This is a genomic window from Methyloversatilis sp. RAC08, from assembly GCF_001713355.1.
In the GTDB taxonomy this organism is placed as follows: domain Bacteria; phylum Pseudomonadota; class Gammaproteobacteria; order Burkholderiales; family Rhodocyclaceae; genus Methyloversatilis.
On record NZ_CP016448.1, the window covers coordinates 752,338 to 765,077 of the forward strand.

At 63.9% G+C, this 12,740-nt stretch carries 10 protein-coding genes; 8 read left to right on the forward strand and 2 right to left on the reverse strand.

Annotated features, from left to right (window positions below; translation table 11 throughout):
- Positions 1–22: 22 nt before the first annotated feature.
- Positions 23–937, reverse strand: a complete 915-nt coding sequence (locus BSY238_RS03400; protein ID WP_069037904.1) for a response regulator transcription factor — start codon at positions 935–937, stop codon at positions 23–25.
- Positions 921–4,370 carry an ATP-binding protein gene (locus BSY238_RS03405; RefSeq protein WP_069037905.1) on the reverse strand — a complete coding sequence of 1,150 codons (3,450 nt, stop codon included), beginning with the start codon at positions 4,368–4,370 and terminating at the stop codon, positions 921–923. The genes BSY238_RS03400 and BSY238_RS03405 overlap by 17 nt, the downstream gene beginning before the upstream one ends.
- A gap of 366 nt (positions 4,371–4,736) precedes the next feature.
- Between BSY238_RS03405 and urtA the strand changes: the two genes are divergently transcribed.
- The 8 genes from urtA (at position 4,737) to BSY238_RS03445 (ending at position 12,678) form a co-directional block, all read left to right on the forward strand.
- Entirely contained in the window at positions 4,737–6,011 is a 1,275-nt protein-coding gene (urtA, locus tag BSY238_RS03410; RefSeq protein WP_069037906.1) for an urea ABC transporter substrate-binding protein, read from the forward strand.
- Between the two features lie 121 nt (positions 6,012–6,132).
- A complete protein-coding gene (gene urtB / locus BSY238_RS03415; protein ID WP_069037907.1) occupies positions 6,133–7,047 on the forward strand; it encodes an urea ABC transporter permease subunit UrtB in 915 nt (304 codons plus the stop codon).
- A gap of 49 nt (positions 7,048–7,096) precedes the next feature.
- Positions 7,097–8,314 carry an urea ABC transporter permease subunit UrtC gene (gene urtC, locus BSY238_RS03420; protein ID WP_083223907.1) on the forward strand — a complete coding sequence of 406 codons (1,218 nt, stop codon included), beginning with the start codon at positions 7,097–7,099 and terminating at the stop codon, positions 8,312–8,314.
- 17 nt (positions 8,315–8,331) lie between these two features.
- The gene (urtD, locus tag BSY238_RS03425) at positions 8,332–9,075 is read left to right on the forward strand and encodes an urea ABC transporter ATP-binding protein UrtD (RefSeq protein WP_069037908.1); all 744 of its coding nucleotides are present in this window, start codon (positions 8,332–8,334) and stop codon (positions 9,073–9,075) included.
- A gap of 70 nt (positions 9,076–9,145) precedes the next feature.
- A complete protein-coding gene (gene urtE / locus BSY238_RS03430) occupies positions 9,146–9,835 on the forward strand; it encodes an urea ABC transporter ATP-binding subunit UrtE (RefSeq protein WP_069037909.1) in 690 nt (229 codons plus the stop codon).
- A gap of 38 nt (positions 9,836–9,873) precedes the next feature.
- The gene (fmdA, locus tag BSY238_RS03435) at positions 9,874–11,103 is read left to right on the forward strand and encodes a formamidase (RefSeq protein WP_069037910.1); all 1,230 of its coding nucleotides are present in this window, start codon (positions 9,874–9,876) and stop codon (positions 11,101–11,103) included.
- 10 nt (positions 11,104–11,113) lie between these two features.
- Complete coding sequence (locus tag BSY238_RS03440) at positions 11,114–11,443, forward strand: FmdB family zinc ribbon protein (RefSeq protein ID WP_069037911.1); 330 nt, start codon at positions 11,114–11,116, stop codon at positions 11,441–11,443.
- Between the two features lie 68 nt (positions 11,444–11,511).
- Positions 11,512–12,678 carry a hypothetical protein gene (locus tag BSY238_RS03445; protein WP_069037912.1) on the forward strand — a complete coding sequence of 389 codons (1,167 nt, stop codon included), beginning with the start codon at positions 11,512–11,514 and terminating at the stop codon, positions 12,676–12,678.
- The last annotated feature ends 62 nt before the right edge of the window (positions 12,679–12,740 follow it).

Consider the following 12,740-nt stretch of genomic DNA (forward strand, 5'->3'; position numbering starts at 1 on the left):
GCGCCGTCGCTGACATGGCTGCTCAGTCGCTTTCGGCTCGCATCGCGAGCGCCGCCGCCGCGGCACGCGTCTCGACCCCGAGCTTTTCGTACACGTGTTCGAGGTGCTTGTTCACGGTGCGTGGGCTCATGCCGAGGATGTCGCCGATGTCACGGTTGGTCTTGCCCTTGGCCAGCCAGGACAGCACTTCCGCTTCGCGCGGCGTCAACTGGGCGCCAGCGATGCGGGTGCTCGATTCGCCACGACGGCGCACATCGAGCAGCAGCATGTGCTCGCCCAGCCCGACTGCGCCCAGACTGCGCGCGTAAAGCGAATTTTCGCCACTTTCACCGATCAGCTTGGCATCGGTACCCGGCTCCTCCGCCATGCCTGCAAGCTGGGCCAGCGACTCGCCGGGCGACGAGTCGGACGCGTCGATGCCGAACTGCGTCAGGCTGTCTGCCGCACGCGGCGAGCGCCACGCGATGCGGCCGAGCGCGTCGATCACGAGCACGCCCAGCCCGGCCACGTCCACCGCCTGCCGCGCGATGCGCACGGCTCGCGCATTGCGCACATGGGCCGACAGGCGCGCCAGCACCTCTTCGACGCGCAGCGGCTTGACGACATAGTCGGTACCGCCTGCGGTGAAACCTTCGACCACTTCCGCCGTGCCCGACAGGCCGGTCATGAAGATGACCGGCACATGCGACAGGCCAGGCTCTTCGCGGATCAGGCGGCAGGTTTCGAAACCGGACAGGCCCGGCATGACCGCATCCAGCAGGATGGCGTCGGGCACGACCAGTTCGAGCCGGGCCAGCGCCGACTCGCCATCATTGGCGATCAGTACCAGATAGCCGGCCTGGGACAGCGCTTCGCACAGGAAGCCGAGCGAATCCGGCGCGTCGTCCACCACCAGCACGACCGGCTGATGGAACGGGGAATCATTGGACATGGGCATCACGTTGCAGCAATTCGGTGAAACGGATCAGGTCAAAACCATCGATGAGCTTGCGCAGCCGGCCGCAGTCTTCGCGTGCCTCATCCGACCGTTCCGCGATGGCATCGAGCAGGGTCGCGATGCCGTTCACGTGGCCGAGACGCGACAGCCTGAGCAGCGCCGAGCGTTCCTCTTCGTCCAGCGCCCGCAAGGGTACATCGCCTGCGTCGTTGCGGGATGCAACATTCGAAGGTTCAGGTGCATCGACGTGCCAGGTCAGGTCGAGCGCGTCGCGCAATTGTTCCAGCAGCTCCGACTCCATGACCGGCTTGGGCACGAAGCCGGCGCAGCCTGAGTTGCGCAGCAGTTCGCTGCGGTTGTCGAATACGTTGGCCGACACCATGATGACCGGAATCGGCGCGCCGGCAGTGTGCTGCAGGTGGCGCGCGGTTTCCCAGCCATCCATGCCGTCCATGTTGATATCGAGCAGCACCACGTCGGGGCGCTGCAGCGCGACCCGTTCGAGCCCTTCGCGCCCGCTCGCCGCCTCGTCGATGCCGAAACCGAGTGGCAGCAGCATGGCCGCGAGCATGTGGCGCTGCGTGGCGTCGTCGTCGATCAGCAGCACGCGCCGGCGCTCGCCGTCGTAGCCGATGACCTGACGCGTCGGTCTGACCTTGGTCGGCACCGACAGGTACTCCGGCAGGTAGAGCCGCAGTCGGAATGTGCTGCCTCGGCCCGGTTCGCTTTCCAGCGTCAGTTCGCCGCCCATCAGCGAGGTGAGCATGCGGCTGATGGTCAGGCCCAGGCCGGCTCCGGGTTCGGCCTGGCCGCGGCCGGAACTGCTGCGCTCGAACGGCACGAAGATGCGTGCATGGTCTTCCTGCGCGATGCCGGGCCCGGTGTCGGCCACTTCGAAGCGCGCCACTTCCATGCGGTAGTCGATGCGCAGCACCACTTCGCCGCGCGACGTGAATTTCACCGCATTGGCCAGCAGGTTGATCAGCACCTGACGGAGCCGCTTCACATCCACCCGCACATAGTCGGGCATGCGGCCGGTGGTTTCGATGCGAAAGCGCAGGCCCTTGCGCACGGCCTGCGGCTCGAACATCTTGGCCAGGTCGTCGAGCAGTTCGCGCATCGGCATCGGTGACGGATCGAGCCGCAGCTTGCCGGCTTCGATGCGGGCGAGGTCGAGCAGACCGTCGATCAGCCCCAGCAGGTGTTCGCCGCTGCGCAGGATGGTGCCGAGCGCGCGCCGCTGGGTATCGACCTGGGTCAGCGCACCCGTCGCTGGCGCGCCTTTGGCCGCACCGGCCTGCGCCAGCGAGCCCTGTCCCAGCTCGCGCAGCAGTATCTGCGCATAGCCGAGAATGCTGTTCAGCGGCGTACGCAGTTCGTGGCTGATGCCGGTCACATAACGCGTTTTCGCGAGGTTGGCCGATTCGGCGGAATCCTTCGCCTTCTGCAATGCGAGGTCAGTCTTGCGGTGGGCATCCACCTCGCGCATCAGCAGCTGGTTCTGCCGGTTCGACTCGTCCTGCGCCAGACGCCTGCTTTCCGAGCCGAGCACGATCCACCACGCGCACACCGCGCACAGCAACACCAGCAGCGCGAAGGTCTTGAGCAAGCTCAGCAGCAGGATTTCACGCGTCGCCGAGTACAGGTCGGCGACCACCGCCTCCTGGTAGTACACGACGCCGAAGATGACCGCCAGCAGCGCAGTAAGCGACAGGAATACGACCAGGAAGTGGCCGACCCGGAAATTGACCCGGCGCGCCAGCCGCATCGGCAGGATGGCGTTGAGCACCGCATGCAGTTGGGCAGCGGCACTCGCGTCGGTCTTGCAGCGGTCGTGGCAGCGCGATTCCAGCGTGCAGCACAGCGAGCAGATCGGCTGCCCATAGGCTGGGCAGTAGGCCATGTCTTCCGATTCGAAGCTGTTTTCGCAGACGTGGCAGGTGACGTTCTGACCCGGTCGCCACTGCATCGTGCTGCGCCGCGCGATGTAGTAGCGGCCGCGCGTCCCCCAGGCGATCAGCGGCGCAATGACGAAGGCGGTGGCGAGCGAAATGACCGGCGAAAACGCCTGCGCCGCGTCCCCCATCCAGCCGGTGTAGGCCAGTACCGACACGACGGTGGCAATCGCCATCGACCCCAGCCCGACCGGATTGATTTCGTACAGGTGGGCGCGCTTGAACTCGATGTGCGACGGCGACAGGCCGAGCGGCTTGTTCACCACGAGGTCGGCCACCAGTGCGCCGACCCAGGCGATGGCGAGGTTGGCGTACAGACCCAGCACGTGCTCCAGCGCCTCGAACACGCCGAGCAGCATCAGCAGCAGCGCGATGACCACATTGAATACCAGCCATACGACGCGGCCCGGGTGGCTGTGCGTCAGCCGGGCGAAGAAATTCGACCAGGCGAGCGATCCGGCGTAGGCGTTGGTCACGTTGATCTTGAGCTGCGACACGATGACGAAGACGACGGTCACGGCCAGCACGACCGCCGGGGAATCGAACACATAGCCGTAGCCGGCCAGATACATCTGCGTCGGTTCGAGCGCTCGGTCGGCCGGAACCATGGCCTGCAGCGCGAGAAAGGCGAGAAAGGCGCCGCCCAGCATCTTGACCATGCCGGGCACGATCCAGCCCGGGCCGGCAATCAGCACGGCCGCCCACCAGCGGTAACGGTTCTCGCGGTTCTTTTCCGGCAGGAAGCGCAGGTAATCGACCTGTTCGCCGATCTGCACGACGAGAGAAATGGCCACGGTGGAGGCGGCACCGAACATCAGCCAGTCGAAGTCGCTGTTGCCCGACGAGCGGCCACTCATGCTGGTGAAGTCGCTGAACATTTCCGGCGCCTGCAGCCACACCGCAATGTAGGGCAACACCAGCAGCACGATCCACACCGGCTGCGTCCACAGCTGGATGCGGCTGATCAGCGTCACCCCGTGGATCACCAGCGGAATCACCACCACCGCGCACAGCAGATAGGCCCACGCGAGCGGCATGCCGAAGTACAGCTCGAACGCCAGCGCCATGATGGCCGCCTCGATGGCGAAGAAGATGAAGGTGAAGCTGGCATAGACCAGCGAAGTGATGGTCGAGCCCAGATAGCCGAAACCCGCGCCGCGCGTCAGCAGATCCATGTCGACGCCGTACTTGGCGGCGCAATAGCTGATGGGCAGGCCGGTCAGGAAGGTGATCAGGCCAACGAACAGGATGGCCCACAGCGCGTTGGTGAAGCCGTAGTTCAGCGCGATCGCCCCGCCGATGGCTTCCAGCGCCAGAAAGGACACCGCGCCGAAGGCGGTGTTGGCGACCCGCCACTCCGACCACTTCCGGAAGCTGCGCGGCGTGTAACGCAGCGCGTAGTCCTCGAGCGTTTCGGTCGCGACCCAGGTGTTGTAGTCGCGGCGAATCTTGAAAATCTGCTGGGTGGCTTCTGACATCGGATCGGGCGGCTGTAGGTCTGCCCGACGCATGCAAGAAACGCTCCGGGCAAGGTGCGTGAGCACCCGCCCGGAGAACAAGGTACAGCTTCCCTCCACGCCGCCGAAAGCGCACCAGAACAGTGCATGAGCCACTTGGTGGTGCAGTGCGTCAGCGCAGGACTTCACCTTAGCACCGAACCCCGCGCATCCCGAGTGTTGCGCAGCGTACTCACATACGTCGATTGACGTATTCCGGCTACACACCCCCGACAACTACTTTTCGGACCGCAGCGACCGGTTGCGGTGCACCGCACAAAAGTGAATCAACGGCCAATACCGGATCGCCTGAAGCTCCCCAACCCGTCCCCGCTCAGGAGAACAGATATGGCTGACAAGAAAGACCCGATCCAGACGCCGCTTACCGATGAACAGCGCCGCAAGGTGCTGATGGGCATGGCCGCGATGCCTGCGATGATGATGCCCGGCATGGCACTGGCCCAGGCTGCGCAGTTCCCGACGGCCAAGGTGAACACCACCAAGCTGGCGGTGACGGATACCGAGGTCGTCGTCGGTCAGCTGCATTCGGCGACCGGCACCATGGCCATTTCGGAAACCGGGTCGATCCAGGCCGAACAGCTGGCGATCGACCAGATCAATGCGATGGGCGGCGTGCTCGGTCGCAAGATCCGCGTGATCAAGGAAGACGGCGCATCCGACTGGCCGACCTTCGCCGAGAAGTCGAAGAAGCTGCTGGTGCAGGACAAGGTGGCGTGCGTGTTCGGCTGCTGGACGTCGGCTTCGCGCAAGGCGGTGCTGCCGATCTTCGAAAAAGAAAACGGCATGCTGTACTACCCGACGTTCTACGAAGGTCTGGAACAGTCGAAGAACGTGATCTACACGGGCCAGGAAGCCACGCAACAGATCCTGTACGGCCTCGACTGGGCAGCGAAGGAAAAAAGCGCCAAGACATTCTTCCTGGTCGGCTCGGACTACATCTGGCCGCGCACCTCGATGAAGATCGCACGCAAGCACATCGAGTCCGTTGCCAAGCTGGGCAAGGTCGCCGGCGAAGAGTACTACCCGCTCGGCCACACCAATTTCAACTCGCTGATCAACAAGATCAAGCTGGCCAAGCCGGACTGCATCTTCGCAGCCGTGGTCGGCGGCTCGAACGTCGCCTTCTACAAGCAGCTGAAGGCTGCCGGCATCACCGCGGACAAGCAGTTCCTGCTGACCATTTCGGTGACCGAAGACGAAGTGCTGGGCATCGGTGGTGAAAACATCGCCGGCTTCTACTCGTCGATGAAGTACTTCCAGTCGCTGGACAACGCCAACAACAAGGCTTTCGTCGAGGCATTCAAGAAGGCCTACGGTCCGAAGTCGGTGATCGGCGACGTGACCCAGGCCGGCTATCTCGGCCCGTGGATCTGGAAGGCGACCGTCGAGAAGGCCGGCAGCTTCGATGTCGACAAGATCGCCGCCGCCTCCGGTGGCATCGAGTTGAAGACCGCGCCCGAAGGCTACGTCAAGGTGCATGACAACCACCACCTGTGGAGCAAGGCGCGCATCGGCCAGGCGCAGCTCGACGGCCAGTTCAAGGTGGTCGCCGAGTCGCCCGAGCTGATCGAGCCGAACCCCTTCCCCAAGGGTTACCAGTAAGCCGGACGGTCCGGGGTCCGTGCGTCTCCTCGCACGGGCTCCGGCCCCGCCCAGGACGTATCCACAAGCGTTCATCGGCCCACGACCTTCATTTGTGAATACCCCCTAGCCGGAGATCACCATGTCACTGACCGACATCATGAACATCACCCTGATGCAGGGTTTCGCAGGCCTGAGCCTGTTTTCGGTGCTGCTGCTGATGGGCCTCGGGCTGGCCATCATCTTCGGCCAGATGGGCGTGATCAACATGGCGCATGGCGAATTCATGACCATCGGCGCCTACACGATCTACATGTTCTCGTCGCTCACCGAAACCTTCCTTCCCGGCTTCGCTTCGATGTACTTCCCGTTTGCCATCGCGGCGGCGTTCTGCATCGCCTTCGTCTTCGGCTGGTTCATCGAATGGGCGCTGATACGACATCTGTACAAGCGTCCGCTCGACACGCTGCTTGCCACCTGGGGCCTGTCGCTGGCCATGCAGCAGACCTTCCGCTCGACCTTCGGCGCACGCGAAGTGAGCCCGACGCTGCCCGACTGGCTGCTTGGCTCGTGGGCGCCGGCCGAAGGTCTCGACATCCCGATCAACGGCCTTTTCGTGCTCGCGCTGACCGCGCTGGTGACCGGCTGCGTGCTGCTCGCCCTGTACCGCTCGCGCTGGGGCTTGCGTGTGCGTGCCACGGTTGCCAACCGCCCGATGGCCAACGCCACCGGCATCAACACCAGCCGCACCGACCGCCTGACCTTCGCCATCGGTTGCGGCATTGCCGGCATCGCCGGAGCCGCCTTCACGACGATCGGTTCGACCGGCCCGACCAGCGGTTCGCTGTACATCGTCGATGCCTTCCTGGTGGTGACCTTCGGCGGCGCAGGCAGCCTGCTCGGCACGGTGGCGTCGGCTTTCGGCATCGCCCAGACGCAATCGATCGCCGAGTTCTTCATGACCGGTTCGATGGCCAAGGTGCTCACGCTGATGATGATCGTGACCATCCTGATGCTGCGTCCGCAAGGCCTCTTTGCTTCGAAGATCCGCCGCTGAGTCCGGCTGCGCTCCGACCCCCGAATACCCACGATCCAAGGAGAACCCAATGGACTCAATCAAGAGCTGGCTGGCACGTAGCGGAATGGGAAGCGTGCTGATACTGGCGCTGATCATCGTCGTCGTGTTCCCGCTGACGATGGACCTGTTCCGCCTGAACCTGGTCGGCAAATATCTCACCTACGCCTTCGTCGCTGTCGGCCTCGTCATGCTGTGGGGCTACGGCGGCGTGCTCAGCCTGGGCCAGGGTGTGTTCTTCGGCCTCGGCGGCTACATGATGGCCATGTTCATGAAGCTGGAGGCGTCCGATCCGGAAACCACCAAGATCCAGAGCACGCCGGGCATCCCCGACTTCATGGACTGGAACCAGCTGACCGAGCTGCCGCTCTGGTGGGAGCCGTTCCGCCACCTGCCGCTGGCGCTTCTGGCGGTCCTGCTGATACCGACGCTTCTAGCTTTCATCATCAGTTTCGCGATGTTCCGGCGCCGGGTCGGTGGCGTGTATTTCGCCATCATCACGCAGGCGGTCTGCCTGATCCTCACCGTGCTCATCGTCGGCCAGCAGGGCTACACCGGCGGGGTCAACGGCATCACCGACCTGAAGACCATCCTTGGCTGGGACACGCGCACCGACGAGGCCAAGTACATCCTGTACTTCCTCAATGCCGGACTGCTGATCGCCTCCATCCTGCTGTGCCGCTGGATCCAGCTGAGCAAGCTCGGCACGCTGCTGCTGGCGATGCGCGACAAGGAAGATCGCGTGCGCTTCTCCGGTTACGACGTGTCGATGTTCAAGGTGTTCACCTTCTGCCTCGCGGCGATGCTGTCGGCCATCGGCGGTGCGATGTTCGTGCTGCAGGTCGGCTTCATGTCGCCGTCACTGGTCGGCATCGTGCCGTCGATCGAAATGGTCATCTTCGCCGCCGTCGGCGGACGCATGTCGCTGGTCGGTGCGGTGTATGGCGCGCTGCTGGTCAATTTCGGCAAGACCTACTTCTCCGAAAGCTTCCCCGACCTGTGGCTGTTCCTGATGGCTGCACTGTTCATCGGCGTCGTGATGGCGTTCCCGAACGGGCTGGCCGGCCTGTACGAAAGCCACGTCAAGCCGCGCCTGGGCAAACGCAGGGACAAGCCCGCTGCCGGCACCGACAGCACATCGTCGTCCGACGTTCCGCCCGCCACCACGCTGCACAGCGGCGCACCGCACGGCGGCAAGCCGCTGGCACGCACCGCACTGCCTGACGGCGTGCAGGGCACATCCGCCTGATCCGAACGGAGACCGACATGAGCAATACCGACTTCGTACTTGCGGTGGAAGACCTCACCGTGTCCTTCGACGGTTTCAAGGCCATCGACGCGCTGACCCTGTACGTGGATCGCGGCGAGCTGCGCGTAATCATCGGCCCGAACGGTGCCGGCAAGACCACGCTGCTCGACCTGATCTGCGGCAAGACGCGCGCCAGCAGCGGCAGCATCAAGTTCAAGAATACGGAGATGACCAAGATGTCCGAGCACAAGATCGTGCGCTCGGGCATCGGCCGCAAATTCCAGACGCCGTCGATCTACGAAAACCTCTCCGTCTTCAAGAATCTTGAAGTGTCCTTCCCGCGCGGTCGCAGCGTGTTCGGCGCACTGGGTTTCCGGTGCACCGACGAAGTCAAGGCACGCGTGCAGTCGGTGGCCGACGAAATCAGCCTGGGCGACTCGCTCGACGTCGAAGCGGGCCTGCTGAGCCACGGCCAGAAGCAGTGGCTCGAGATCGGCATGTTGCTGATGCAGGAACCCGAACTTCTGATGCTCGACGAGCCGATCGCCGGCATGAGCGTGCGCGAGCGCGAACTGACAGGCGAGCTCCTGCAGCGCATCTGCAAGGGGCGCTCGGTGATCGTGATCGAGCACGACATGGATTTCGTCAAGCGCATCGCACACAAGGTCACCGTCATGCACCAGGGAAAGATCCTCGCCGAAGGATCGATGGACAAGGTGCAGAACGATCCCAAGGTCATCGACGTTTATCTGGGTCACTGAGTCTGGGCCACCGAGTCCCGACTACCGATCCCGCACACGCCACCCGCATCGAACACGAGAGGACACCACCATGCTCAACGTCAAGGATCTCCACGTTGCCTACGGTCAGAGCGAGGCCCTGCACGGCATTTCGTTCGAAGCGAACAGGAACGAGACGATCGCCATCATGGGCCGCAACGGCATGGGCAAGACCACGCTGTTCAAATCGCTGATCGGCATCCTGCCGATCAAGAGCGGCCACATCGAAGTCGCCGGCAAGGAAGTGTCCAAGGACGAAAGCTACAAGCGCGTCGCCAAGGGCATCGCCTACGTGCCGCAGGGCCGCATGATTTTCCCGACGCTGACGGTCGAGGAAAACATCCACACCGGCCTGGAAAATGCCAAGGTCAAGAAGGTGCCGGAAGAGATCTACGCCCTGTTCCCGGTGCTGTGGGAAATGCGCAGCCGCAAGGGCGGCAACCTGTCCGGCGGCCAGCAGCAGCAGCTGGCCATCGCGCGCGCGCTGGTCACCGACCCCAAGGTGCTGCTGCTCGACGAACCGACCGAAGGCATCCAGCCCTCGATCATCAAGGACATCGCGAAGGCGCTGAACGAAATCCGCAAGCTGCGTGAAATCACCATCGTCGTGTCCGAGCAGGTCCTCAGTTTCGCAATGGATGTGGCCGACCGCCTGTTCGTCATCGAAGGCGGACGCCTTGTCCATGAAAGCACGCGCGCCGACACGGATACCGCGCGCATCAAGCAGTTCCTGTCCGTCTGAGTGCCCACCATCCGCCCACACATCCAAAGGAGATCAACATGGCCGAGACCCTGATCAAGGTTGACCTGAAGCAGTCGCCGTACGAGAACGACATGGTGCACAACCGCTGGCACCCCGACATCCCCATCGTCGCATGGGTCAAGCCGGGTGACGATTTCAAGATCGAAACCTACGACTGGACCGGCGGTTTCATCCAGAACAACGACAGCGCGGACGACGTGCGCGACATCGACCTGACGACGGTGCACTTCCTGTCCGGTCCGATCGGCGTCGAAGGCTGCGAGCCGGGCGACCTGCTGGTGGTCGACATCCTGGACATCGGTGCCAAGGAAGACAGCCTGTGGGGCTTCAACGGCTTCTTCTCGAAGAAGAACGGCGGCGGCTTCCTGACCGAGCACTTCCCGGAAGCCCAGAAGTCGATCTGGGACATCAAGGGCATGTTCACCGAATCGCGCCACGTGCCGGGCGTCAAGTACGCCGGCCTGATCCACCCGGGTCTGATCGGCTGCCTGCCGGACCCGAAGCTGCTGGCCGACTGGAACGAGCGCGAAATCGATTTCATCAACACCGAGCCGGACCGCGTGCCGCCGCTGGGCTGCCCGCCGTGCGCACCGACCGCGCACATGGGCCGCCTGAAGGGCGAGGCGCGCGACAAGGCGGCTGCCGAAGCCGCCCGCACCGTGCCGCCGCGCGAGCACGGCGGCAACTGCGACATCAAGGATCTGTCGCGCGGCTCGCGCATCTACTTCCCGGTCTATGTGAAGGGCGGCGGCCTGTCGATGGGCGACCTGCACTTCTCGCAGGGCGACGGCGAAATCACCTTCTGCGGCGCCATCGAAATGGCCGGCTGGCTGCATCTGCGGGTGAGCATCATCAAGGACGGCATGAAGAAGTACGCCATCAAGAACCCGATCTTCAAGCCAAGCCCGATCACGCCCAAGTACGACGACTACCTGATCTTCGAAGGCATTTCGGTCGACGAGCAGGGCAAGCAGCACTACCTCGACGTGCATGTCGCGTACCGCCAGGCCTGCCTGAATGCCATCGAATACCTGAAGAAATTCGGCTACTCGGGCGCACAGGCCTATTCGATCCTCGGTACGGCACCGGTTCAGGGCCACATCAGCGGCGTGGTCGACATTCCGAACGCCTGCGCCACGCTGTGGCTGCCGACCGACATTTTCGACTTCGACATCATGCCGAACGAAGCCGGTCCGGTGAAGTTCATCGACGGCAGCATCCAGATGCCGCTGTCGCCGGATCTCTGAGGCCGCCGCCATGCCGACCTACGACTATCAGTGCGAGGCGCATGGCGGATTTTCCGCCCTGCGCAGCATCGCCCAGCGCGACGCCGCCTGCCTGTGCCCGGAGTGCGGTTCGCCCGCGCAGCGGGTGCTGGTGACGGCACCGTCCTTCGCCGACATGCCGCACGAGACCCGCTTCGCACACGCCACCAACGAACGCAGCCGCCATGAACCCGTACTTGCCAGCCGCAAGCACGGTCCCGGGTGTTCGTGCTGCAGCAGCAAACCCAGCCGAACGACCGCGGTAGGCAAGGACGGATCGAAGGCTTTCCCCACCAAACGTCCCTGGATGATCAGTCACTGATTGCCGGGTTTTCGTAACCAGCCCCCTCCACCTTCAACTTGCACTTCAACAACCGGGAGTCCTGCACCATGAAAAGCACCCTCAAAAACCGTCTGCGGAGCCTGTCATCCGTCCCGCGCCTCGGCGCGCTCGCCGTTGCACTGGCCACGGCCGGCACCGCCAACGCCGGCGTGACCGTATCCGGCCCCGGCGAAAGCTATCTCACGCTTGGTCTGTGGATGCGTACGTCCTTCACCAGCGCGGATGACGGCGCCCCGAACGGCACGTCGCGCTCGAAGGATTTCGCGGTCGATTCCATCCGTATCATCACCAGCGGCAAGATCACCAAGCAGATCGGCGGCATGGTGAATTTCGAGCGCCAGTCAGACGAATCGATGCGCCTGCTCGACGTGGTCGCCCAGTTCGAACTGATGGACGGCCTCAACCTGTGGTTCGGCCGCATGCTGCCGCCGACCGACCGTGCCAACCTCGCCGGCCCGTACTTCGCCAACGTGTGGGAATACCCGATGGTGTCGCAGTACCCGAACGCCTTCACCGGTCGTGACGACGGCGCGCTGCTGTGGGGCAATGTGCTCGGCGGCAAGCTGCTGTACGCCCTCGGCGCCTACCAGGGCAAGAACCGCGGCGCCGGTCTGTCGAACGACTCCGACAAGCTGCTGTACGCCGGTCGTCTGGCTTACAGCTTCTGGGATCCGGAACTGGGCTACTACGGCACCAACACCTACTACGGCGGCAAGGAAATCCTGACCATCGGCGCAGCTGTCCAGACGCAGAAGAACGGTGTCGGCATCGCCGGTGCATCGGGTGATTACACGGCGTGGAACATCGATGCGCTGATGGAAACCAAGTTCTCGAACGGCGGCGTGCTGACGCTCGAAGGCGCCTACTACGATTACGACACCGATGGCGTGGCCGACACCGGTCCGGCGGTCGCTGCGGCCTGCGGTCTGGTCAATGTCAACAACTGCGGTGGCGCAACCGAAGGCGAAGCCTACCTGCTGACGGCCGCCTACCTGATTCCGGGCAAGTTCGGCATCGGCCAGTTCCAGCCCTACTACCGCTACCAGGAATTCGATCCGCAAGGCGGTTCCAAGGCCGACCAGTGGGATCTGGGCGTGACCTACGTGATGGCCGGCCACAACGCGCGCATCACCGCGGTGTATTCGGACATGGATCCGGGCGGCGCAGCCCAGTCGATCGACAAGTTCATCGTCGGCGTGCAGCTGATGTATTGATCCGGTAACGACCCGGCCGCACTGCGCGCCGGGTCGCTTCCGCTTCAGGGGCACGCTCAGGC